Source organism: Odoribacter sp. Z80 (genome assembly GCF_009935865.1).
GTDB lineage: Bacteria > Bacteroidota > Bacteroidia > Bacteroidales > Marinifilaceae > Odoribacter.
Map to the genome: position 1 here is coordinate 266,347 of NZ_QWEL01000001.1, position 25,139 is coordinate 291,485.

Sequence of the window (25,139 nt, forward strand, 5' to 3'; positions counted from 1 at the left end):
GTGAATGCTTTTGCAGGGTTACAAAAAAGAACTCTCCTGCGTTAGCAGAAGAGTTCCACTCAAGTCCGAAAATACCGGTTATTTTTTGAAATACCGGTTATACAGTCCTTCAAAACCTTTACCGTGACGGGCTTCATCTTTACACATTTCATGAACGGTATCATGAATTGCATCCAGATTCAGTTTCTTGGCCAGTGTTGCAATTCTTTTTTTATCTTCACAGGCACCAGCTTCTGCTTCCATTCTCTTTTTCAGATTTGTTTTGGTGTCCCATACGCATTCACCCAGCAATTCACAGAATTTAGCAGCATGTTCTGCCTCTTCCCAAGCATAACGTTTAAAAGCTTCAGCCACTTCAGGATAGCCTTCACGGTCTGCCTGACGACTCATAGCCAGATACATACCCACTTCCGTACATTCCCCCGTGAAATGAGCTTTCAATCCTTCCAATACTTCTGCATCAACTCCTTTTGCAATACCGATAACATGTTCATCAACAAATGTTAGAGCCCCTTCTGTTTCAACTAATTCTTTAAATTTGCTTCTCGGAACTTTACATTGCGGACAAAATTCCGGAGCTTCTTCACCTTCATGTACATATCCACACACCGTACAAATAAATTTTTTCATAACGCTTTTTTTTATTGATTAATATAATTTGGGGACTTATCCCATTGTTTTATTTCTGCACTCTTTACAATATCCTCTGTAATATAAATGAGTTTCCGTAATAAAAAAATCCCGGGACCGAGATGGTTCAAACAAATCAGGATTCTCTATCGGAATATCGTATAACTTTCCGCAACGGCAACACTGAAAATGAGCATGGCAGGAAGTATCTATATCAAAACGTACATTTTTTTCATCTATCACTAAAGAAAGAACAGCATTTTGCTCCGCAAATAATCTCAATGTGTTGTACACTGTCGTTTTGGAAAGCGTAGGAACAGATACGGACAATGCATTATATATTTCGTCTGCTGTCGGATGAGTTCGGTTTTCCATCAAATATTCTGCTATGGCAATCCTTTGTAAAGAAGGTTTAATCCCATGTTTTTCCAAATATTCGCAGGCACTACAAAATGTATTCATTACAAAATTGTAATTATTATAATTTTAAATTTAATGCAAAAATATACTTTTTTATTTAAAAACAAATTATTTTTATGAAATAAATTTTGGATTTCAGGATTAATGTTTTCAATTAATGTTTAGTTTTGCAACATGTTTTTTTTAAGTATTTCGGCTCATTTATTCATCTATCTTTGGATTCCCCTATTTGTGGTAATTTGCTTTTATTTTAGGGGAACCAGAGGAAATCCGGAAGGAATCACCCTGCTCCCGGAGGCTATCGTCTGTGAATATCCGGTTCCTTTCAGCCACGAGGAAAAAAACTATATTTACGAAGAAGAAGAGTTCCATCCGGAAAAGATTCCGGTAGTTTTTCCGGAAGTCCGGAAAAGTCAGAACTTTTTCTTCTTTCCTGCCTTTTATGCTTTTATTGTCTGTAATGCACTTACTTTAAGGGCTCCACCTGTTTCTTCCTGTATTTGATATTCCGGTCTTCTATCCCGGAAAAATAGGTTCTGCTCATTTTTAAATTGTATTCCAATGCGTTATATTCTCAGTATTTTTTTATTACTGATAAAGGGCTTGGGCGTATATGCACAACATATTGCCGTGAGTCATAATGGTGATTCAACCTTTAATACGGTCAGGGAATTGCAGGAGGTTGTCGTGACTGCAGAAAAAAGGGAATTAAAACCCTTGGATATTCCAACGGCTCTGACGGTAATCACTTCCCGTTCTATGACAGGAGAAAATACGCCTGACCTCAGGAATATTTCCGGTATTGTCCCTAATTTTTATATGCAGGAAGGAGGATTAAAGCTCTCTACCCCCATATATATCCGGGGAGTCGGCACGGTTTCCGGTACTCCTCCTGTCGGCTTATATGTTGACGGAGTTCCGGTATTTGATAAAAATGCTTTTGTTTTTGAACTATATGACATTTCGCGTATAGAAGTATTACGCGGTCCGCAGACAACTTTATACGGGCGCAACAGTATTAACGGTCTGATTCATATTACGACCCAGGCTCCCGCTAAAGATTTTTCCCTGAAAGCAACTGCCGGTTATGCCAGCTACAATTCCCGGAACTACCAACTTGTCGCCAACCTGCCCTCCCGGATTGTCTATAATAAATTATCTTTCGCATATCAAAAATCCGGGGGATATTTTAAAAATCATTACGACCACAACCGAAAATCCAATCCTTCCGATTCCTATAACCTCCGTTACCATGGCATAGCTTATGCTGCCAGGGATTGGAAAATAGCTTTCGGGGTGAATTTCAGCCATTCTTTTGATGGCGGGTATGCTTACTATGTGGCGGATTCACTGAAGAATAACAGGTATTTGGTAAATTACAATACACCTTCGTCTTACAAACGGGAACTTTTTTCCGGGTATGCCAATGTAAAGAAAAACTGGAACCGATTTATTTTCCAGGGAGTTACCTCTTATTCGTGGACCAAAGACCAGCAGATTTTTGATGCAGACTTTACCTATCTGGATGTTTTCAATAATAATAAAAAGTCCGGACAAAATTTGTTCACACAGGAAATCAATCTGCAATCTGCAGCAGGATCCCGCTGGAATTGGACCATCGGAGTTTTCGGATTTTATAAAGATTTGACTAATAAATACCTGGCTGCTTTTGGAAAAGATAAAGCCTATTTGTTACCTATGGCACTGGATGAAGCGAAATACCAGAACAATACAGTCACCTCAGGTCTGGCCGGTTACGGACAGATTACCCTGCAAGAACTTTGGTCCGGAATGTCTTTTACTGCAGGATTAAGATATGATTGTGAAAAAAGCCGGTTGGATTATGCAGACAGCTTACTTTTTACTTTAGCAACATCCTATGAAAAATATCATGAATCCGATGAAAGCAAGGTATTTACGGCCTGGTTGCCCAAATTTTCTTTATTACAGAAATGTCAGGACAATCTTTCTCTGTTTCTCAGTATTTCCAAAGGTTATAAAGCGGGAGGCTATAACATCATTGTGAATGATATGAGTTCACAAATGGTCAAGTTGGGATATAAAGAAGAAAAATTATGGAATTATGAGCTGGGAATGAAATACTTCAGCAGTAACGGGAAATTTCATATCAATCTGGCAGCTTTTTTTATAGATTGGAAAGACCAGCAGATTTTCGTTATGGGAATGATGGGACCCGGAATAAAGAATGCCGGGGATGCCCATAGTTACGGAGGAGAAATGGATATTCGCTGGCAGTTTTTACCGGACCTGACCTATCTTTTATCTGCCGGTTACAGTCATTCCCGCTATTACAACAATGAAGAAAAAAGCCATGAAGGCAATCATATTGTGATGGCACCGGAATTTACAACTTATACCGGTTTATCGTATCATAGAGCCATTCGGACATCCTGGTGTAATTCTTTTTTTGCTTCTACCACCGTCAACGGATTTGGAAAGCAATATTTCGATGAAGCCAATTTGTTAAAACAAATGCCTTATTTTTTGTGGAACATGGAATTGGGAATCTCCGGCAAATACTTTGATTTCCGGATTTGGGGGAAAAATATATTGGACAAAGCTTTTTTTGCCTATATGCTGAATAATCCTGTCGGCAATAAACTTCCCTCCTACCGGGACATGGGACAATCAGGAGCTCCGGCCCGCTTCGGAGCTTCCATTACTTTGAAAATAAACTAAAATTAGACAATATGAGAAGAATAACTTATTTAATGATGCTGGTTTTTACAACCGTTCATTTTGCAGCATGTGAAGATGATTCAGATACCCAGGGAGCCCACTCGGAAGGCCAGGATAAAATGATAGGAGACTGGAAGTACAATCAACCCTATCTTGAATTCAAATATGCCACAGATACCATCCGTTTCGGAAATTTTGCCATAGCCGAAAAAGAAATGAAACAGCTTTTCCTGGAAATGGCCACAGAAAAAATGGGGAATTACTTTACTGGCATAGAGTTTGTTTCAAACCAACAATTACTGGTAAAAGCCCGGAATGCTGCCGGTAAACCTTTGCATATTCATGCCGGCTACGTAAAAAATGAAAACCTGATGGAAGTTTCACTGGATAAAGACGATATAGCCGCTTTCATGAGAGAACGGGCAGCTATGATCCCGGCAATTAGTTTCAATTATCTGCTATCCGGAAAAGAATTGACTGTCTATTTGGACAAGACCTATGTGAGAACACTTTGGGAAACGGCACCTCTGAAAAATAAGTTGTCGGGACTTCTTGCTGACCAGATGATACCGGGATTCGGGGAGATGGAGCCCACAGAGCAACAAAAAGCCCTGCAAGGCATTCAAATGCAGGTATCTGCTATCCTGAATAATATTCAGACCTTAAAAATCGGTTTTGTGTTGACGAAATAATAAAAAAAGTTGTCCTGAGATTTTATATTTCAGGACAACTTTCGGGCATACTCTCCGGTTATTCATCCACAAGTAGCATCTCTCCTATCAGATGGTGGGCTCCGGCCAGTTTATCCATGATAAACAATACATAACGAATATCTACGGCTATATTCCGGCATATCTCCGGCGCATACTGCAAATCGGACATAACCCCGTCCCACGCACGGTCAAAATTCAGGCCAATCAAGTGTCCTTCGGCATTCAGTACCGGACTACCTGAATTTCCTCCGGTAGTATGATTAGTCGCAATAAAACATACCGGCACTTCCCCATCTTGCGTATATGGGCCAAAATCACGATTACGGTAGATCTCACGTAATTTGTCAGGAACGTTATAATCATAAATTTCCGGATTATCTTTCTCCATGATTCCCTTCAAAGTGGTATAATATTCATACCCCACTGCGTCCGAAGGCGCATATCCCTGTATCTTTCCATAGGCTACCCTCAACGTAGAATTTGCGTCGGCATAAAAAGTACGTTCGGGATGCATTTTCATTAAAGCAGCCAACCAGTTCTGATTCAATACTGTCATTTCATTTCCAATCCGCGTCAATTCCGGTTGAATTTGTTTTTTGTACAATTGGTCTATTGAAACATACAAACGATAAGCCGGGTCTTTCTGCAATTTCTTATAAGCTTTCAGCCGGTTGTTCTCTAAAAATTGAACGAAAGTTTCCCGGTCTGCGAGTACTGACGTTTCAAACAGTTTGTCCACATATACATCAATCCCTTTTTTTCCGGCAGCCTTACGTACTTCCTCCGGAATCCATTCAGGGGCAAGATTCCGGTTATAAAGTCTGAGCATTTCCGATAAAATCTTTTTATCCGTATTCCGGTCATAATCTTTATAATACTCGTCAGCATAAATCAAAATCTGTTCTTTTTCGGCAGAATCTTTTAAAAGCCGGGCGATATTAGCACTCCATCCGACAATTTCAGCTCCTTTTTTTCCGGCTTCATTAACATAAGCAGCAGCCAACACCAAATCTTTTCTTTGTCCGTAAAGGTGTTTGTATTTCTCCAGGAGAGTAGCGTATTCTTCCTGCGTTCCGGCCCATTGACGGAATGCTTTTTCTTCCTCTTGCTTTTTGGCTACAGTCCGGAAACGTTTCAGACCTTTTATCTCCCCTTGCCATTTTTTCCAGGCATTCGCCACTCCCGCAGCTTTAGAAGCGTATTTGATACGCAATAATTCATCCGACTCCATCGCTGCATTTATAACATTCAATTTAGCCGTACGAATCGCAATCTTATGAGGATTCTCTACCTCCTGAATCTGTTCAATGGCATAAGACGTTAAATATTCGTTGGTAGTTCCCGGATAACCGAACACCATGGTAAAATCTCCCTCATTCAAACCTTTCATCGAAATCTTAAAAAAAGATTCCGGTTGGTAAGGCTTATTTTCCGGGGCATAGGAAGCAGGTTCATTCCGGGAACCTGCATAAATACGCAGAACAGAAAAATCTCCCGTATGGCGGGGCCACATCCAGTTGTCGGTATCTCCGCCAAATTTTCCGATGGCGGAGGGCGGAGCTCCCACCAGACGAACATCCTTGAAAATCCGGAATACTGACATCAGATATTGATTCCCGTTAAAATAAGGTTTTATGTTCGCTTTCAGTTCTGTACCTTCCGTAGCTTCTGTTTCCAATTGCTGGCATATCTCTGCTATTTTTTGTTTTTGTTCTGATAAACTTATCCCCTCTTTTAAACCGGCATTGATTTTATCAGTTACATCTTCCATTCTTACCAATATAGAGGCTGTAATACCCGGATTAATCAATTCTTCTTCCCGGTTTTTGGCCCAGAATCCGTCCCGGAGGTAATTGTGTTCCAGGCTACTGTGCGACTGAATCATATCAAAAGCACAATGGTGGTTCGTGATGACCAGCCCTTCTTTACTGACCAGTTCTCCGGTGCAAAAATGAAAGAAAGGCATCTCCTCATATCCCAGTCCGACGACAGCATCTTTCAAAGAAGCCTGATTAACCGCATATATATCTTCTGCCGTTAACTTAAACCCTTGCCTTTGCATTTCTTCGATGTTATATTTTTTCAGCAGCATGGGAATCCACATTCCTTCATCTGCCCGACATATCATTCCTCCCAGCAAAAATACCAGGATTAAAAGTAGTGTTCTTTGTTTCATCTTAGTGTAAATTTAGCGTAATCATTTCAGGAACTTTTCTCTATGTATTTTTACTCATTCAAAATTTTTCAAAACTTCATATAACTGTTGTACAGGCAATCCCATTACATTATAGAAAGAGCCTTCAATCCGGCGAATACCGATATACCCTATCCATTCCTGGATACCATAAGCACCTGCTTTGTCGAAAGGTTTACAATTATCTACATAGCAGGTTATCTCTTCTTCGGAAAGCTCTTTAAAATACACATCGGTATAGGCTGAGAAACTTTGCTGTCGTTCGACCGTAGTCAGGCATACCCCTGTCACCACTGTATGTTTGCGTCCCGATAACCGGTTTAGCATATCGATTGCTTCCTCCCGCCCCCGGGGTTTCCCTAATATCACATTATCCAGGCACACTACCGTATCTGCCGTAATCAGTAACTCACCCGGATTCAGTTCTCCTGTGAAGGCTGCCGCTTTGAGGCCCGCCAGGTATTCAGGGACTTGCTCCGCCGGTATCTCCTGAGGCCAGATTTCTTCAATGTGCTTTAACTTTACTTCAAACTTAAAACCGGCCTCGCATAAAAGCTGATGCCGTCGCGGGGAAGCAGAAGCCAAAATTAGCTTGTATTCTTTCATTAGTCTGCAAAAATAAGTTGAAAAAAATGTTTGAAAAAAAAGCTGACACCCAAGCACAATATCATAATCACACGGATTAACCGCAGTTGCAGGCAACGGTGGTCAACACGACCCTTCACGGCTGCAATATAGAAAGCGTAGGGAAGCAAAATGGCCACAACAATATAAACCAATATAGCCAGGGAAGCTGTAAACTCCCAGTAATAAAATACCCCGGCCGAAATCATTGCTACAACAGCCAATGCAACAATAATCCGGCGTGCAGCAGGAATACCCAGTCTTACGGGAATCGTCTGGTTGCCGTTTTCCAGATCTCCTTCTATTGAAAAAATATCCTTATTGATCTCATACATCAGGGTGTTCAGGAAAATAAACCACGAAAAAGCAAATATCCAATTAAACATATACAGGAAATTGGTATCTGTTTCTATCAATATGGAAGCATAAACCATATGAAGTAAAGGTATCTCGTAAATGATGGCACTTACCGGTATAAAAGCGGCCAATAAGCCAACCACCACATTCCCCACGATAAAATGTTTTTTGTAAGTAGAAGAATAAAACCAAAGAATACCGGAAACCAATAAAAACAATATTCCTATTTTCCATACTCCGACAGCAAATCCCAGATAAAAAGCAATGCTTACGGCAATGACATTCAGGAGAGAATGCAGAGTAATGGCCATACGGCGGCTGATGCTTTTGCCTACGACCACAGTGCGGAAACCGGAAATCCGGTCACATTTCGTATCGAAATAATCATTGATCACATAAGCCCCCGAAACCAAACAGCAAACCGCAACAACCAGCAAGGTAAAAGCCCAGTCAGCCATCTGCAAAGTGAAACCGTTTAATTCAAGCATAGGCAGAATCACCATGTATCTCATCGTATACATGGTCAATGCAGCAAAAGCAATGGTACGTATTCGGATTAAACGCAAGACTTCCCACATACAAAACGATTTTTCTGAAATTACATACTTTTCACATAACAGGTCGTATCCATCCAATCTCCCCGAGCTTTCAGCACCTGACCAATCACATCCCGCACACATCCGTCTCCACCTTTTATGTCTGAGATATACCGGGCAACTGATTTGATCTCTTCACATGCATCCAAAGGACAAACCGGTAAACCCACCCGGGTCATCACGTTATAATCCGGTATATCGTCTCCCATATACATGATTTCTTCCTGACACAGGCCGTAACGCTGTTGTATCTCATCCAAAGCTTCCATTTTATTAGCAACCTTCAGGTAAATATCCCGGGAATTCACTCCCAGTTTTTCGAGGCGTTCCCGGATTCCCGGTGCTCCTCCGCCAGAAATAACGGCAACAATATAACCTTTGCGGACACTATACATAATGGCATATCCGTCTTTTGTACAGGAGGTCCTGATTAATTCTCCGTCTGCTGTGAGATTCTGACTCTGATGAGATAAAACGCCGTCTACATCAAAAATAAAAGCCCTCACTTTTTTCAAATCGTCTTTAAAAAAGCCCATATCATTATTATTTTACCAAAGGGTTAACATCATCGGTTTGTTTTCCGGTTCCACCTTGGCTTCCGCAGTTTTCTGGATGGTTTCCCGTATGGAATCCGATATTAAAGTATATAATTTCAATAATTTTGGCTCATCTTTCAATAATGATTTATGCATGTTCAAAATACCTTCATCTCCCCGCCGGGCCGGACCGGTCTGGGCTTGTTCCGGAGAAAGCAGCATCACTTTATGGGCCGTTTCAAAAATCAAAGGACGCAACAGACTGAAATCCAACTCTTCTTTTTCCAACATCTTGCCGGCAATGCCATAAAAATGATTCACAAAATTATTAGCAAAAACAGCCGCTAAATGCAATGTTTTCCGTTTCTCGGATGAAATCTCTTCCACCCGTTCCGATAAAAGCCCGGCTAAAACCCGGATTTCCCGTAAAACTTTCTCATCAGAACCTTCTATACACAACGGAATTTCATTAAAATTCAAGGCACGTTTCCGGGAGAAAGTCTGCAAGGGATATAATACCCCATACCGCTCGGCCAGATTTTTGAAAATCTGCAGAGGCAAACTTCCGGAAGTATGAAGAATTAATGCATTCCTATTTATCCTTATACTCTTAAACAAAGAGAGTAAGGCATCATCACTGACACAAAAAATATAAATATCACAATCCGGATAAATAGCCAGTACGTCCGACGTATAGGTTATCCCTGTTTTTATGCCCAACTCCCTGGCCGATTCGATTGTCCGGCTGTAAACCTGGCAAAGATTCACCCCTGCTTTAAGTAATGCAGGAGCCAGATGGTGAGCCACATTCCCCGCCCCAATCAAAGCTATCTTTTTATCTCTCATGATATTCAAAAACAATATTCTTAGGTTTTACCTTACCTTCTCTCAGCAAAGTAATTAAATGTTTACAAGCCAGACAAATATCTTCATAAAAAACATCGGCTACCAATACCAGCCTTCCTTCCATATAGTCCAGATGCCTGTACACTCCGGAAGCATCTGCTGTCGGTAACAACAATATGTCCCGGGAAGGAATAAAAGTATGAGTCATTTGGTTGCGAAGTTTATCATACAATAGAAAATTATCATTTAATAAACGGTACCTCCCTCCGAACAAACGGTTGATTCCATTAGCAAAACGGATGGAAGACTGTCCCTTTGCTTTCATGGGTTTGTGATCCAGAAAACTTCCTAAAACTTCAATGGCCTGTCCCATCAAGACAAATTGCATATAAGAAAGCCCGGCTTTTTGCAATTTCCCCAACTCTCCGAAAATAATTTCTTCCAAAAAAAATTCTATCCGTCTGATTTGCTCTTTATTTTCCATAGCTGTTGCCAAAATTAAAGCAAATTATTGAAAATCCGAAATCGAGATTCTATCTTTGTACAAACTTATAACATCATGATATTACTAAACAATGAAATAAAAGACTCCTCTGGTTTTTCAGAAAAAGTTTTGGAAACAGGATTGAGTATCTACGAAGTAATACGGGTTTTCAACAAAAGACCCATCTTCTTAAAAGATAACATCTTAAGACTATCTAATTCATTAAAAAAATCAAATATTGGGATAGACGCAGAAAACTTAAATATTCCTGCTAAATTAGACCAGTTAATTAGTCTGGAAAACATGTCGGAAGGGAATTTAAAATATGTCCTCCATTTTACAACAGGCAAAACAGATGAATATATTTTTCAGATTCCCCATTCCTATCCTACCGCCAGGGATTATGCAGAGGGCGTTCCAACCCTTACCTGCCAGGCTGTCCGGGAGAATCCGGAAGTAAAATACCTGAATCCTGATTTACGTACCCTGACCAACCGGTTGATGGCAGAAAACCATGTATATGAAATATTATTGACAGACCGCGAAGGTTATATCACCGAAGGTTCCCGCTCCAATGTCTTTTTTATCAAAGGGACAACCTTGTATACTTCCCCTCAAGCCTATGTACTACCCGGAACCAGCCGGAAACGGGTTTTTGACATCTGTAAAAAATACGGACTTCACGTTGAAGAGAAACGGATAGCCGGCGGACATATTCAACAGTATGAATCGGCCTTCCTCACCGGTACCTCTCCTCTTATTTTACCCATTAACCGGATAAATGATATACCTTTCAACGTTAGTCATCCTTTTTTACGTCAACTGATGAAATACTATTTTGCCTTATTGAATGCTTAGAAACGTTTTATGAATTTTTAAGAAGATTTGAAAAGTTGTGCTTTTTTTTAAATCTTTTTTTTTATAATATTGCAAAATAAACCTCTCACTACAAGACCGATAAGACGGTTTTGCAAAATTAATTTTTGAAAAGCGACTATATAAAATCATGAAATACCTCATTTTGATTCTTGTAACAGGTTTAGCTATTTTTATTAAGCCTTGGGAATTAAATACGGCAGACAATGACTTGGCATTAGAACCAGATTCTTTGTCAGATACTTCACTTTTACCTTCACCATCTGATATTTTATTACCTACGAATCAGGTGATTAACAATAAAGATTCCGAGCTGGAAATCACCCGCAAATTTGACCTTTTGATTCAGAAATTCATGGATAAATGGGAATTGAAAGGGGCTTCTTTTGCGCTGATGAAAGACGACCGCCTGATTTATTGTAAAGGGTACGGGTATGCAGATGTGGAGCAAAATATACCCATGGATGTCATGCATGTCTTCCGGATAGCCTCTGTTTCAAAATTGATAACGGCTGTGGGCATCATGAAACTGCAGGAAGAGGGAAAGTTACATCTCAATGATATTGTTTTCGGACCGTCCGGGATTTTAAACGATTCCATTTTTTCTGAAATCAAAGATTCACGGACGAAAAAAATAACGGTGGAGCATTTATTGCGCCATCAGGGAGGTTACAGCAACACCTATGGAGATCCCATGTTTTGTCCTCTGGACATTGCCAGAAAAATGAATGTGACTCCTCCGGCCGACCTGACTACGATAATTCGTTTCGTCCTTTCCCGGCGGTTAAGATTTACACCGGGAGAATCCACCTCTTACTCCAATATCGGATACGGAATCTTGTCCCGGATTATAGAAAAAGCATCAGGCGAAAGTTATGAAAGCTATATCCGGAAACATATCCTGGTGCCGGCAGGATGTTTTGATATGCATTTGGGAAAAAATCTATATGAAGATAAACTTCCGAATGAAGTGAGGTACTACGAAGTTTCCAATGCAGAGGAAATTCCGGCTTGTGACGGAAGCGGACAATTGGTACCCCGAAGCAATGGTGGCAACAACATTGAAGAGCTTTACGGTGCCGGGGGCTGGGTGGCATCTCCCTCTGAATTATTGCGTTTCCTGGCCGTTATAGATGGAAATCCGGTCATTCAGGACATACTTACTCCTGCCTCCATCCAGTACATGACCCAAAGTATTCCCCACTCTCTTCCTATTGGCTGGATAGAAACCAATAACACTGGCGAATGGGTACGGACAGGTACTTTAGCCGGTACCAGTGCTCTCATGAAAAAACAATCAGACGGATATTCCTGGGTGTTTTTAACCAATACCAGCAGCTGGAAAGGTTCACATTTTCCCAATTACATAGCACGGGCTGTGGATAAAGCAATGAGTACGGTCGGACAATGGCCGCAGCGGGATTTATTTGAAATGCAATCTACTTGCCATGAAAAACTATTAGTTACCCGTTAATTAAAGAAATTTGATTTAAATTTTAAATTTTTCTTTGACTTTTGATTACAATTTACAACTTTTGTAAGACAATTCATTAATCAAAGAAAATATGTCATTTTTAATTCTCACCATCAACCCAGGGTCAACCTCTACGAAGATTGCAGTCTTTGAAGATGAAAAAGAAATTTTTTCCAAAACACTCCGGCATACGGCAGAGGAATTAAGTTCTTTTCCGACAATAGCCTCACAGTTTCAATTCCGGAAAAACATTATCCTGACTGAACTGGAAGAGGCAGGTATAGATATTCACACTTTACATGCCATAGTAGGCAGAGGTGGGCTGGTAAAGCCTATTGAATCCGGTATCTATGAAGTAACAGACACCCTCGCCCATGATTTGGAATTTCCGGTAATGGGCGAACATGCATCCAATTTGGGAGGGTTGATTGCCAGAAGTATTGCAGAAGACCTTCACAACACCATCAAAGCCTATATTGCAGATCCTGTGGTAGTAGACGAATTAGCTCCTCTTGCCCGGGTTTCGGGACATCCCGCCATTAAGCGGGCGTCTATCTTTCATGCCTTGAACCAGAAAGCAATAGCCCGTACTTATGCCAGGGAAAATAAGAAAAAATATGAAGAACTCCGGTTAATTGTGGCACACATGGGGGGAGGGATTTCTGTGGGAGCCCATTGCATGGGCCGGGTAATAGATGTCAACAACGCCCTGGACGGAGAAGGTCCGTTTTCACCGGAGCGCTCCGGCAGTCTTCCTACCGGTGCTTTGATAAAACTTTGTTACAGTGGAAAATCCCAGGACGAAGTGAAAAAAATGATTAAAGGAGAAGGCGGCATGGTAGCCTATCTGGGTACCAATAACATGATTACAGTAAAAGAAAAAGCTTTAACCGATTCTAACTATGCATTGATTCAGAACGCAATGGCTTATCAGGTAGGTAAAGAGATCGGTGCTATGGCTGCAGTATTGCAAGGAAAAGTGGATGCAATCCTGTTGACAGGAGGCATTGCCTATGCACAACCGGTCACCGATTATATCCGACAAATGGTAGAGTTCATAGCTCCGGTCAAAATCTATGCCGGAGAAGATGAACTGAGGGCGCTTGCCTTAAACGGACTGCTTGTCCTGCGTGGTGAAATTCAGGCAAAGATATATCAATAAACAGAAAGAGCGGTTTCAGACCGGATTTTTCCGGTTTGAAACTGCTCATATAATCACACTTCTACGATCTTTCCCAACTTGACATACCATATATACCCTTTCACATCGGTATACCCCATTTCCCGCATTGTCTGGCAATAAAAACGCACTTGTTTCACATACCGGCTTTCTTCTCCCTGGCCGAACTTGTAATCAATAATCCGCAATTGACCGTTTGAAAAAATTACCCGGTCGGGGCGTACTTTTCTGCCGTCAGGAAAGAGGATATCTTTTTCAGCAATCACCTGCCAGGAGGGGTCAAACCATTCAGAAGCCTGGGGTGTAGATAAAAAACCGGTAACCGTCGTACAATATCGGGCAAACTCATGGTGTTGGATCAACCCCGACAGGCAGGCTGAACGAACTGCTTTTTCCACATCTCCGGCTGAAATAACCGATTTAAAAATCTCATGTAAAAGCTTTCCTTCACTAATCGCATGTTGTTTGGATTCCTCAGAATCCAGATAATCTTTGAAACGGTATTTTATGCTGATACGGTCTCCCGGGTGCCATACCGGATAATGAGGTAAAGTCAAAGGCTGTGAAATTTTTTTTGTCCCGGTAGCCAGTATTTGTTTTTCTCCCCAACAAAAATCGGTTTCCGATTGTTCCGCACGACTATCCTGAACAGGCATCTGTTTGACTACACCATAAATAAACGCACCGATATCGCCTGACGATACACTTCCGTCCTTGTTTAACGAAGGAGTATATGGGAATACGTATAACTCCGTTTTGGCGCGGGTGAAAGCGACATACAACAGGTTCAGGTTGTCAATATATGCTTTTAAATGTTCATCCAGATAATCCTCTTTAAAAACGGTATGCAACAATTTTGAAGAGTAATTTAAAGGAGCATACTCCAATTCATTGAATCCGGCCTCATGGTTACTGCACCAGATTCTTCTCAACGGCCAGACGCTGTCCAGTTCCCATTCACAAAAAGGAAGGATGACATACTTAAATTCCAAGCCTTTGGATTTATGAATAGTCAGAATCCGGATAGCATCAACTTCTTCCGAGGTTGAAAGTACCCGTTTCCCCTGTTCTTTTTCCCACCACTCCAGAAATAAGGTAATGCTGTTGGAATTATTTTGTTCGTATTCATAAATCACATCCTGAAATGCAATTAAATAAGGAATCTCCTCCTGCTTCTTTTTCAAAGAGAATTTATCAATGATTGTCTCTATTGTTTCATACAAAGAATACAACATCATCTGTTTGGCATGAGCGCCAAATTCAGCATCCAATGTCCCGAACAGGTCTTCTTCACCGGCTTTTTTGAAAATTTCATGCAAACTATCCCGGTGGATTTCCTGCACAAAAGCAGAATAAAAATACAAAATCATCGCCTTGTTCACCATATCGTAAGGTGAGGTCAGGTATTTCAATACAGCTACAATGAACTGAACATACGGCGAAGAAGAAATATACAAAGAATCGTTCGAAATAAAACGAACAGGTACTTCAGCCACTTTATTATACTCCATCAGATGGGCTGCAATACAAGCTCCTTCTTTTCCGTTACGTACCAAAACGACAATATCTTTAAGTTGTCCTTTTCTTTGTACAATGTCGCGGACTGTAGCGACTACCTTATCCATAATCGTTTTATTCCCCTCTTCTGCCTTTTTGTCAGGACCGAAAGAAATATGAACATAACCGTTTTTTTCTTTACGGGGGATTTGCTTTAATCCTTCATAGGCTTTTTCAATAACTCCCAAACGTTTATCGGTAGCGTCAACTTCATTTTTATATAAGGCGGTCAGAACGGAGGCAGCAATTTCAAAAAAAGTATTGTTGAATTCCACTACTTCCCCTCCACTGCGCCAGTTTTCACACAATATCCGGTTTTCTACTCCCCATTTCTGAAATTGTTGTTCTACCCCGTAAGCCAGCAATCTCCAATCGCCATTTCTCCACCGGTAAATACTTTGTTTCACATCCCCTACGATCATGGCACGGCATCCCTCCGCCAGGCTGTTGACCATCAAAGGATAAAAGTTCTTCCATTGCATAGACGAAGTGTCCTGAAACTCATCTATCATCAGATGTTTAAAATAACTACCGCATTTCTCAAAAAGAAAAGAAGTATCGTTATCCGCAATCAATAAATTCAGTAAATGAGTGGTATCACTCAGCAAAAGCACTCCCTTCTCATTGCAATAGTTTCTGACTTCCCGGTAAAGGTCGTTCAGAATCCCCAACTGATACAGGTTTCCACGTAGCTGTATGGCAGAAACATAGCGCCGGTAATCCGTTTCATAATAACGGACGGCTTCTTGCAACAAAGGAAACAAATGCGGGAAAATCTTCTCGATGTCCGGCTTACGGGAGGAATTTTCCATGACCCAGTTTTCTATGCCGTTTAACCCTTTCAGGACTGTTTTGGTAGGCGGGTCAAAATTTCCGTTCGCCAACTTATTAAAATAAGACACACAACTGTTTTTTCCCCCTTTAAAATCTTCAATCTTCAGTTGGCTTTCCTGTATCAAAGCTAAAGCTTTTCCGGCAATCTCCGTTTGACGGTTTTCGTATTCCTGAACAACAGAAGCCAGAAAATCCCTGTATTTCCCTAAAAACTTTTTATCATTAAATTTCTCCAGGACGGCCTTATCGAAAAGCATATAATTTTCCCGGAACAATTCTTCTCCCAACTCCGCCATTTTAGCTTTCACACTCCAGGATTTACCTTCCTCTACACTGTTGCTCATCAATTCGCTCACCCAGCTTCGGAGATCCGGTTGATTTTTAATGTCCTGCATTACTTTATCGACAGCTTTAGTTAATACATAATCACTGTCTAATTCCACATTATAGCCGGGAAAAATACCCAATTCACGGGTAAATGTTTTAATAATGCGTTGGAAGAAACGGTCAATGGTAGTAACGGCTATCCGGCCGTAATCATGTAAAAGCAAGGTCCGCAACAAAGCTGCCTTATGCTTTAACTGTTCATCCGTCAGCTCGCATTCTGCTTTCAAAAATGTGCTGTAACTGCTCGGTTTTCCCTCTGCCAAATAATGCAATTCATTGATTATTCTGGACTTCATCTCCTCTGTCGCTTTGTTAGTAAAAGTGACAGCCAGAATATTTTTATATTCTGGCGGAGTATCAAAAATAATCTTAAAATATTCCAGAGTCAGGGCAAACGTTTTTCCGGAACCTGCCGAAGCTTTATAGATATCCAACATAATAGTCTCCTCCTCTTACTGCTTTTATTTTGCCGGAATTGCCTGCAACTCCAGCAAATCGCCATCCTCTATTCGTCGGGTAAGTATTTTTAAATATTCCCTGACATATTGCAATTCTTCACATTTTATCCCTCCGGATTGGGCAGATTGGCTGATTTGTTCCAATATTTTTATAGCCCGGGAAAAATGTCCTGCCCTTTCATACACCCAGGCCATATTTACTGCCGCCCGGACAGCCATTCTGCCGGAAAGTTTTAAAGCACCTTCCCACACCTGCAACGCCTGCTCTTCCTTTTCTGCTTTCAGATAGGAATACCCCAGACGAAGCACTTTCCCCCTCACATACACCCTTCGCACCATCTCGGCCCAGTAAGGCATAATCCGTTTCGCATAATTCTCTCCCTGGTCCCAACTGTCAATAACAATATCCTCATACAACGTATAGGCATTTTCCATGACCCGGAATTTTCCGGTCAAGACAACAGAATCCAAAAATTGGCCTGAAAAAGGAGAATACAAATATACTGTCCTTTCCCAATTCAACGAACGGTTGGATGGTTCCACAAAAGCAGAGGATTCTATGGAAACAATATAGTCGGCTTTAAATTTCCGGCAAAGGTCCCATACCGTATCGGCGGACAAAGCAACCGGCTGTTCCCCTTTCTCCAGGATGACCGGACAAGACAGAGGCAAACGAATGATGGTATCGGAAAAACCATTCCCGGCAGCTATGTACGACATACCCCGGTAAAACTCCCGGGAAACATCTTGCTGCAATTCTCCGAAAATATCTCCTGCCATTACCACCACACTGTCTTTTCGCCAGATATTCCTATCCAGCAAAGCAATACGCTTTTCCGTTGAAACAGGTATAAGTGAAGGTTGAAGGACTTCCACGGACAATTGCCGGTATCCCCTGCAGGATATTCCGGCAAGAACCATGCTCCCCCAGACTAACCTGCGAAATATTTTAACAGGAACCATTCGGTACATATCAGCAGAAGTAAAATAAAACCTAAAATTTCCAATTTATCCAATTCAATATATTTTATCTCATTCCTGAAAACAGGCTTCAGGGTTTCGTTCTGTTTTAAGTCGTTTACCAACTCATTCCAGGCGGTCTTTTCATACGTCTGCCCTCCCGTAGCATCAGCCAAATCCTTTAATAGTTGCGGATTGGCTACCACATCATTCCCTTCCGGATTATTACTCCGGACATAGAAAGTCCCTTTACTTTCAAAAGACTTTCCTTTTAAATGGGTTTGCAGATGGTAGTGGTATTCTCCGGAAAGAAGATTGCCCAGATTTATTTTATATTTATCGCCATAGCGGCTGAATGAATAAGTAAACTCCTTGTCTTCATACTTCAAGTTTAGCTTTACCTCAGGAGTATTGACTAACTCGTAACTATCATTGTACAATTCTGAATAAACAATTACCTCTTCCCGTTCCTCGTATACGGGTTTGAAATCGTGTATAAAACGTTCATTGCCCTTTTGCACAGCCAGATACCCTACGATTTTATTTATCAAGGTATTAAATAACTCATGATTTCCGTTTTCCCGGTAAGAGTACAACCGCCATTTCCACAATCCTTCTCCCCAGAAATAACAAATACGGCTGTCATTGCGGTTATAAAAACCGATCACCCCATTCGAAGTCGGTGTATTCTTAATCTTTTGTCTGAACAATGTTCGTCCACTGCCTGTATGTATTTCCCCGAAAGGTACCATCAAAGGAGGATAGTCCGCAAAACCGGCTATTTCCTCTTCCGTAAATTCAAAAAAAGGAAATTCAGAATGGAAAGCCACCTGCGCATATTCGTTCATATCCGTATGGAAGTCTACCGAATAATCTTTACTGTAACGGGCCATGTTCCCGATACTTTCCCGTGTGGTCAGGATATACCACAGAGAAAGTCTGCGGCGCTCCGCTTCCTTTATCAGTTTTTCATAAACCGGTCGGCCAGGTTCGGGGTTATGCAAAATAATCAGATTGGCTTTTAAAGTGTCTGGTCGCTCTTCCCACTGGTGTACGGTACAATGGTAAATTCCCGATACGTTTACAGCATTCACCACCGCCGCAATATCCGGATGCGGTGAGTGTGTAAAAATAGCAACACGGGCAGAATGGTCTATCAGGTTTACCCAGGTCTCCGAACTGTTATTTTCCAGGGTACGTTCTTCAGAATCCGTCTCAACCCTAACAGTATAGTGAGCTATTCCCTTCTGCTTTGCTTCCACCTCAAAAACGACTTCTTCCAAAAAATTATCCTGGGTAATGGACAACTTCTTTTCAGCTATCACTTTCCCATTTTCTTTTAAGATACATTTGAGCTGCTTTCCTTTTTGTTTTAACGCCCCAATCTCCGCTTTTACCGGAAAAACAGTTCCCACAAAATTGAATTTATCGGTTTCCAGTGTCCGGATAAAAACATCCGGATAACAAATGGTATCTCCCAAGGCAACGGTATATACCGGAAAAGAAGGGAGCCGGTAACGCGGATTTATGCCTGCATTGTAGATACCATCAGTGAGGAGAACCATAGCCTGGGGAGGCCTGCTTATAAAATTTTGTCTTACGTAATCGGTCACAGCAGCAATATCCGTCCGCTTTTCGGAAAAATCAATCTTTCCATTCCGCTGCACCCGGTTTCCAAAGGTAAGTCGGACCACCTCAAACTGCTCTCCCAATTTTGCCGCAGTCTTTTCTAAAGATTCCCTGTACTCCCCGTTATAATACAAAGAATCCCTATTTTTAAGCAAAGATTCGGAATTATCCTGTGCCAGCACCAATACAGGCTTCTCTTTCGTCCGCTTCAACAAAGACAACGCCGGATTTAAAATCAGGCCGGATAAAAATAAAAGAATAAGAAACCGTAAGGCAGAAAGTAAAACAGCTACTCCTTGGGGAATATCCGGTAGTCCGGTAAGTTTTTTATATTTGAAAAAAGCCGCTGCTGACGAAATGAGGATAGCAGGTAATAACCACCATAGAGAATGTTCAAATACCACCCTGATCTGATTTTTTATTTCTGATTTATGATCTACGGTTAAAGCACCATAAATCACAAATCAGAAAACCACAATTAATTACATATTCATACCGCCGCAGACATGAATTACCTGACCGGTCACATATCTGGACATATCCGAAGCCAGGAATACACATACATCTGCAATGTCTTCCGGCGTACCTCCTCTTTTCAAAGGAATCTTAGCCGCCCATTCCTGACGGACATCCTCGGGGAGCTGAGCAGTCATATCGGTAATAATAAATCCGGGAGCTACCGCATTTGCACGGATATTTCTGGACCCCAGCTCTTTGGCAATACTCTTGGTAAAACCGATGATACCGGCTTTAGAAGCAGAATAATTCGCCTGTCCTGCATTTCCGCTCACTCCGACAACAGAACTCATGCTGATAATGGAACCGCTTTTCTGTTTCAGCATCACAGCCGATACGGTTTTGGAAAAATTGAATACGGATTTCAGGTTTACGTTAATTACTGCATCCCATTGCTCTTCACTCATTCTCATCAATAAAGTATCTTTGGTAATACCGGCATTGTTTACCAAAATGTCAATTCTGCCAAATTCCTTGGCTATTTCTTCTACAGTAGCAGCAGTCTGCGCAAAATCAGCGGCATTGGAGGCATACATCTTGGCTTTTACTCCGCAAGCCTCTATTTCCCGTTCCGTAGCCTGGGCATTTTCATCATATCTCAAATCAGTAAAAGCAATATTTGCTCCTTGTTTTGCAAATGCCAGAGCTACAGCTTTTCCAATACCTCTGGAAGCACCCGTAATCAGGGCGGTTTTTCCTTCTAATAACTTCATAATTACAGTTTTACTTAAACTAAATTCATTAGACTTGAAATGGTTAACAAATGTTTCCCACCTCTAACTATGGAACAAAGATAACTAAACTAATTTCATCCTGCAGGCTCATACCATAATTTTTTTTTCTTTTTCATCATTCCTTTCCCCCCTTCTTTCTTCTTACTGAATATTTTGCTATTTTCACCCCCGCATATTTACTATACGTTATGGAAGAACAAGTCATTTTAAACGAACACAACAAAACGGAATATCCGCCCATGCACACGGCAGAACACATCCTGAACCAGACCATGGTGCGGTTATTTGGCTGTGAACGTTCACGCAATGCCCATATAGAAAGGAAAAAAAGCAAATGTGATTATATTTTAACCGCTTCTCCCACAGAGGAACAAATCCTGGAAATAGAAAACAAAGTGAACGAGGTCATATCCTGTCATTTGCCTGTTACTGCAGAATTGGTCTCCCGCCACGAACTGCCCCGTGGTATCGATTTGAGCAAATTGCCGGAAGGTGCAAGCGAAACTTTACGTATCGTCCGGATCGGAGACTATGACACTTGCGCCTGCATAGGACAACACGTCAGCAATACCTCAGAAATAGGCCGCTTTAAAATCATTAGTACAGACTACGATAACCAACGTTTGCGCATCCGTTTTAAACTGGAAAATTGAGGCGATACACTCTAAAATCACCGTATTTTCGCTATCAGAATGACCTCTATATAATAGTCATTCGTAAATTCCCTGCGAAAAGAAATATTTTTTTAGGAAAATTAAATTTAAAAAACTGAGGTTTAAAATATTTTATATAGATTTGTACGGTCTATATGGAAAGTACGAATATAAACTTAAACAATAAAAGGATATGCTGAAATCTTACAATTTTCCCAGTGTATATGAGGCTACTAACCAAGAGCTCTCTAATGTGGCGGAAAATATTCTGGACGGTATAAAAATCAATATTGATGATACCGATTACATTGTCGGAAACCTGGCTTTAGTGGAAGGTTACTCCCCACATAAAAATATTAATGCAGCTCCGACCGATGAAGAATATAAATTATTAAGCAAAGCGGGATTATTACTGACTCAGCCCAAAGGAGAAGAAGAAATTTACCTGACAACCGGCTTCCCGTTTGCCACCTATATGCTTTACCGGGATAAAGCCCTGGAGACTTTACAGGGACGTCATATCATCAATTACGATGCATCTACTTTCGGTGGTCCGACCAATACCAAACGGGAAGTGAATGTAGGCAAAGTAGAGGTTATCCCTGAAATTTTAGGCTGTACCATAGCTATCCGTGAAGGACAACTGCAGGAAAAAGAGAACTTTTTCACCGTCAGTTTGGGATATGGAACGTGTGAAGCTGTTGTGTCTACCCGTGCCGGAATCATAAACCGTTCTGCTGTAAGTACCCACGGTATCCGCCACGCAGTCAATCTGCTGGCCAATGAACTGGCTAAGAACTTTTACCTGAACCTGAAAACAGAACATCAGATCGATGTGGCTTTCCAACAAGGCAGTATCACGGTCAACCGGGTAAAACAAAATATCCTGGACATCCGGGAAAAAGTACTGAGAATGTATTATCAGGAAATTATTGCTCCTAACTTGAGACGGGCATTTATTGACGATGATTTCAACAAATGTACCAAAATGTACCTTGTCGGAGGTGGAGCACTTTATACGGAATTGGTAGATTGCTTCAAAGAAGAGTTTGGCGACGTAGTGGAAGTAATTGTTTATCCGGAACCGGAAAAATGCGCATCTCAGGGATATTGCTTGAATTCCAAGATTAAAGCCGGCGCAGCACGCAATAACATCCCCAGCAACATTGAAGCTGAAGAAATAAAAATATTCAGAAATCCGCAGTTGGCAGTGGGAATGGATATAGGTAACGCCAATACTTGTATCACCATATACAAAGACGGTGAATAAAAACATTCTATTTTACACGGAAAGAGTTGGCTTTTAAAGTCGGCTCTTTTCTTTTTTAGGTATTTTATTTTTACTTTTGCAAAACAGAACAGAAACAATCCTATTTTAATATAAAATATATGGAACTCTTACAGCAAATCAAGGAAAACGCAAAAAAACAGTGTAAAACAATTGTACTTCCGGAAGGAACAGAAGAGAGAACAATTCAGGCGGCCGATCAAATTATCGGTGAAGGAATTGCTCAAATCATACTGATTGGTAATCCGGCAGAAATCAAAGCTTTGGCAGAAAAATACGGATTAAAGCATATTGAAAAAGCAACCATTGTAGACCCTGCCTCCCACGCCAAAAAGGAACAATATGCAGATTTACTGGTTGAACTGCGCAAAAGCAAAGGCATGACGAAAGAACAGGCGCTGAAACTGGTAACAGATCCTCTTTATTTAGCTACACTGATGATTAAAAGCGGTGATGCTGACGGAGAAGTTGCCGGGGCAAAAAATGCCACCGGAGATGTTTTGCGTCCGGCATTACAAATCGTAAAGACCTTACCGGGAATATCTGTGGTGTCCGGAGCTTTTCTGCTTCTGACCAATAAACCCGAATACGGTGAAAACGGTTTAATTGTATGTGCAGACTGTGCTGTATTGCCTAACCCAACCGCAGAGGAATTGGCACAAATTGCCGTATCTACGGCTGCTACGGCCCGGGCCATTGCCAAAATTGAACCCCGCGTTGCTATGTTAAGTTTTTCAACCAAAGGTTCAGCTAAAAATGAATTGGTAGACAAAGTAGTGAAAGCCACAGAACTGGCAAAACAAATGGCTCCCGATGTGATGATTGACGGAGAAATGCAGGCGGATGCAGCTCTGGTTCCTTCTGTCGGTGCCAGCAAAGCACCGGGCAGTCCTGTCGCTGGAAAAGCCAATGTACTGATTTTCCCCAGTCTGGAAGTTGGAAATATCAGTTACAAACTGGTACAGCGCATTGCAGGCATTGAAGCTGTCGGACCTGTTTTACAGGGAATGGCCGCTCCCATCAACGACCTGTCCAGAGGATGCTCTGTCAGTGATATTGTCAACCTCGTAGCCATTACCGTAAATCAGGCTGCCGGATTGAATTAATTCCAATACTAACTTATCTTTACGACCTGCGGGCCGTAAAGATTTTAATTCTAAAAAAATGAATGTTTTAGTGCTGAATTGCGGAAGTTCTTCCATCAAGTATCAATTACTGAGCATGGACGCCCAGCCGGTTATCCTGGCAAAAGGTATTGTCGAAAAAATCGGACTTCCCTGCGGGAATTTTACTTATAAAGCAGAAGGACGGGATAAAATAGCCATAGAACAACCGATAGCGGACCACAGCATTGGGATGGATTTAATCCTGAAAACATTGGTGGATCCTAAACTGGGTGTACTGAGTTCTCTGAATGAAATCAATGCAGTCGGCCACCGTGTAGCTCATGGAGGAGAATATTTTCCGGAGAGTGTGAAAATAGATAAGGAAGCAAAAGCTAAAATCAAAGCTTTGGGAGAAATTGCACCCCTGCATAATCCGGCCAATCTGAAAGGGATTGAGACCATGGAACAATTATTGCCCTCAGTCCCGCAAGTTGCTGTATTTGATACTTCTTTCCACCAAACTTTACCAAAAAAAGCCTATATCTATGGTATTCCCTACGAATATTATGAAAAATATGGCGTAAGGAAATACGGATTTCACGGCACTTCACACAAATTTGTTGCCGAAAAAGCATGTAATCTGTTAGGCTGGGATATCCGGGATAAGAAAATCATTACCTGCCATTTGGGAAACGGCGCTTCCATCACGGCTATAGATAAAGGCAAATCTGTAGATACCTCCATGGGATTTACTCCTGTTGCCGGTCTGGTGATGGGAACACGTGCCGGTGACCTTGACCTGGGAGCTTTGATTTACATTGCACAGAAGGAAAAATTAGATTTGAATGAAATCAATACATTGGTAAATAAAAAATCCGGTGTACAAGGGATTTCAGGAGTTTCTTCGGATTTCCGGGAGTTGACTACCGCATGGGAAAACGGGAACGAAAGAGCCCAGTTGGCCCTTGACGTATTTGCTTACCACGTAAAACAATACATCGGAGCCTATGCTGCTATCCTGAACGGTGTTGATTTGGTTATCTTTACCGGCGGTATCGGCGAAAATGATTTTTACATCCGGGAAGCCGTATGTGAAAATATGGAATTTCTGGGCATAAAATTAGATAAGAAAATCAATGCCGTCACCCGTGGTGCTGACGTAACCCTCAGTACTCCGGATGCCGCTATCAAGGTCATGACTATCACTACGGATGAAGAATTGGTAATAGCCATGGAAACCGTCCGGTTGTCCCATTAAAATCTTTTCCTCAAAGTCTGAATGTCTTTTTCAGGATGTTCGGACTTTGAGTTTTTTATCCTTTCTTTTTCCGGATATACTGAATAATCCCGTTCCAAAAAACGTATTCACATCATAGATAGTCCGGAC

At 41.3% G+C, this 25,139-nt stretch carries 22 protein-coding genes; 10 read left to right on the forward strand and 12 right to left on the reverse strand.

Going from position 1 to position 25,139, the window contains the following annotated elements; all coding sequences use genetic code 11:
- Positions 1 to 78: 78 nt before the first annotated feature.
- Entirely contained in the window at positions 79 to 630 is a 552-nt protein-coding gene (locus D1136_RS01105) for an NADH peroxidase (RefSeq protein WP_161875773.1), read from the reverse strand.
- A 36-nt stretch (positions 631 to 666) separates the two neighbouring features.
- Positions 667 to 1,092, reverse strand: coding sequence for a Fur family transcriptional regulator (locus D1136_RS01110; protein ID WP_161875774.1), 426 nt, complete (start codon positions 1,090 to 1,092; stop codon positions 667 to 669).
- Positions 1,093 to 1,224: 132 nt separating this feature from the next.
- Here D1136_RS01110 and D1136_RS01115 point away from each other — a divergent pair, with 132 nt between their 5' ends.
- Genes D1136_RS01115 through D1136_RS01125 form a run of 3 tightly spaced genes read left to right on the forward strand, consistent with a single transcriptional unit; the run spans position 1,225 to position 4,442 of the window.
- Positions 1,225 to 1,554 carry a hypothetical protein gene (locus D1136_RS01115; protein WP_161875775.1) on the forward strand — a complete coding sequence of 110 codons (330 nt, stop codon included), beginning with the start codon at positions 1,225 to 1,227 and terminating at the stop codon, positions 1,552 to 1,554.
- 57 nt (positions 1,555 to 1,611) lie between these two features.
- Positions 1,612 to 3,750 carry a TonB-dependent receptor gene (locus D1136_RS01120; RefSeq protein ID WP_161875776.1) on the forward strand — a complete coding sequence of 713 codons (2,139 nt, stop codon included), beginning with the start codon at positions 1,612 to 1,614 and terminating at the stop codon, positions 3,748 to 3,750.
- 11 nt (positions 3,751 to 3,761) lie between these two features.
- Complete coding sequence (locus D1136_RS01125) at positions 3,762 to 4,442, forward strand: hypothetical protein (protein ID WP_161875777.1); 681 nt, start codon at positions 3,762 to 3,764, stop codon at positions 4,440 to 4,442.
- 58 nt (positions 4,443 to 4,500) lie between these two features.
- On the opposite strand, the gene D1136_RS01130 is transcribed toward D1136_RS01125, so the two are convergent.
- Genes D1136_RS01130 through D1136_RS01155 form a run of 6 tightly spaced genes read right to left on the reverse strand, consistent with a single transcriptional unit; the run spans position 4,501 to position 10,100 of the window.
- Positions 4,501 to 6,639: a S46 family peptidase gene (locus D1136_RS01130; RefSeq protein WP_161875778.1), complete on the reverse strand. Its 2,139-nt coding sequence runs from the start codon at positions 6,637 to 6,639 to the stop codon at positions 4,501 to 4,503.
- Positions 6,640 to 6,693: 54 nt separating this feature from the next.
- A complete protein-coding gene (locus D1136_RS01135; RefSeq protein ID WP_161875779.1) occupies positions 6,694 to 7,263 on the reverse strand; it encodes a Maf family nucleotide pyrophosphatase in 570 nt (189 codons plus the stop codon).
- Positions 7,263 to 8,216, reverse strand: coding sequence for a geranylgeranylglycerol-phosphate geranylgeranyltransferase (locus tag D1136_RS01140; RefSeq protein ID WP_161875780.1), 954 nt, complete (start codon positions 8,214 to 8,216; stop codon positions 7,263 to 7,265). Before D1136_RS01140 ends, D1136_RS01135 begins: the two co-directional genes overlap by 1 nt.
- 20 nt (positions 8,217 to 8,236) lie before the next feature.
- Complete coding sequence (locus D1136_RS01145) at positions 8,237 to 8,770, reverse strand: HAD family hydrolase (RefSeq protein ID WP_161875781.1); 534 nt, start codon at positions 8,768 to 8,770, stop codon at positions 8,237 to 8,239.
- Positions 8,771 to 8,782: 12 nt separating this feature from the next.
- Positions 8,783 to 9,616, reverse strand: coding sequence for a Rossmann-like and DUF2520 domain-containing protein (locus D1136_RS01150; RefSeq protein WP_161875782.1), 834 nt, complete (start codon positions 9,614 to 9,616; stop codon positions 8,783 to 8,785).
- Positions 9,606 to 10,100: a hypothetical protein gene (locus tag D1136_RS01155; protein WP_161875783.1), complete on the reverse strand. Its 495-nt coding sequence runs from the start codon at positions 10,098 to 10,100 to the stop codon at positions 9,606 to 9,608. The genes D1136_RS01150 and D1136_RS01155 overlap by 11 nt, the downstream gene beginning before the upstream one ends.
- A gap of 75 nt (positions 10,101 to 10,175) precedes the next feature.
- Between D1136_RS01155 and D1136_RS01160 the strand changes: the two genes are divergently transcribed.
- The 3 genes from D1136_RS01160 (at position 10,176) to buk (ending at position 13,612) form a co-directional block, all read left to right on the forward strand.
- Positions 10,176 to 10,958: an aminotransferase class IV gene (locus tag D1136_RS01160; RefSeq protein WP_161875784.1), complete on the forward strand. Its 783-nt coding sequence runs from the start codon at positions 10,176 to 10,178 to the stop codon at positions 10,956 to 10,958.
- 148 nt (positions 10,959 to 11,106) lie between these two features.
- Positions 11,107 to 12,450 (forward strand): serine hydrolase, encoded by a 1,344-nt coding sequence (locus D1136_RS01165; protein ID WP_161875785.1) that lies wholly within the window; start codon positions 11,107 to 11,109, stop codon positions 12,448 to 12,450.
- A 91-nt stretch (positions 12,451 to 12,541) separates the two neighbouring features.
- Positions 12,542 to 13,612, forward strand: coding sequence for a butyrate kinase (buk, locus tag D1136_RS01170; RefSeq protein ID WP_161875786.1), 1,071 nt, complete (start codon positions 12,542 to 12,544; stop codon positions 13,610 to 13,612).
- A gap of 53 nt (positions 13,613 to 13,665) precedes the next feature.
- Here buk and D1136_RS01175 read toward each other — a convergent pair whose 3' ends face one another.
- The 4 genes from D1136_RS01175 to fabG form a co-directional block, all read right to left on the reverse strand.
- On the reverse strand, positions 13,666 to 16,845 hold the full coding sequence (locus D1136_RS01175; RefSeq protein ID WP_161875787.1) for an exodeoxyribonuclease V subunit beta: 3,180 nt from the start codon (positions 16,843 to 16,845) through the stop codon (positions 13,666 to 13,668).
- A 24-nt stretch (positions 16,846 to 16,869) separates the two neighbouring features.
- Entirely contained in the window at positions 16,870 to 17,838 is a 969-nt protein-coding gene (locus tag D1136_RS01180; protein WP_161875788.1) for a DUF6340 family protein, read from the reverse strand.
- Entirely contained in the window at positions 17,799 to 19,859 is a 2,061-nt protein-coding gene (locus D1136_RS01185) for a hypothetical protein (protein WP_161875789.1), read from the reverse strand. Before D1136_RS01185 ends, D1136_RS01180 begins: the two co-directional genes overlap by 40 nt.
- A 78-nt stretch (positions 19,860 to 19,937) precedes the next feature.
- Complete coding sequence (gene fabG / locus D1136_RS01190) at positions 19,938 to 20,684, reverse strand: 3-oxoacyl-[acyl-carrier-protein] reductase (protein WP_161875790.1); 747 nt, start codon at positions 20,682 to 20,684, stop codon at positions 19,938 to 19,940.
- A gap of 209 nt (positions 20,685 to 20,893) precedes the next feature.
- Here fabG and D1136_RS01195 point away from each other — a divergent pair, with 209 nt between their 5' ends.
- The 4 genes from D1136_RS01195 (at position 20,894) to D1136_RS01210 (ending at position 25,010) form a co-directional block, all read left to right on the forward strand.
- A complete protein-coding gene (locus D1136_RS01195) occupies positions 20,894 to 21,358 on the forward strand; it encodes a hypothetical protein (RefSeq protein WP_161875791.1) in 465 nt (154 codons plus the stop codon).
- A gap of 193 nt (positions 21,359 to 21,551) precedes the next feature.
- Positions 21,552 to 22,628: a ParM/StbA family protein gene (locus tag D1136_RS01200; RefSeq protein ID WP_161875792.1), complete on the forward strand. Its 1,077-nt coding sequence runs from the start codon at positions 21,552 to 21,554 to the stop codon at positions 22,626 to 22,628.
- A gap of 119 nt (positions 22,629 to 22,747) precedes the next feature.
- Entirely contained in the window at positions 22,748 to 23,752 is a 1,005-nt protein-coding gene (pta, locus tag D1136_RS01205) for a phosphate acetyltransferase (protein WP_161875793.1), read from the forward strand.
- A gap of 58 nt (positions 23,753 to 23,810) precedes the next feature.
- Positions 23,811 to 25,010, forward strand: a complete 1,200-nt coding sequence (locus D1136_RS01210; RefSeq protein ID WP_161875794.1) for an acetate/propionate family kinase — start codon at positions 23,811 to 23,813, stop codon at positions 25,008 to 25,010.
- Positions 25,011 to 25,139 lie beyond the last annotated feature (129 nt).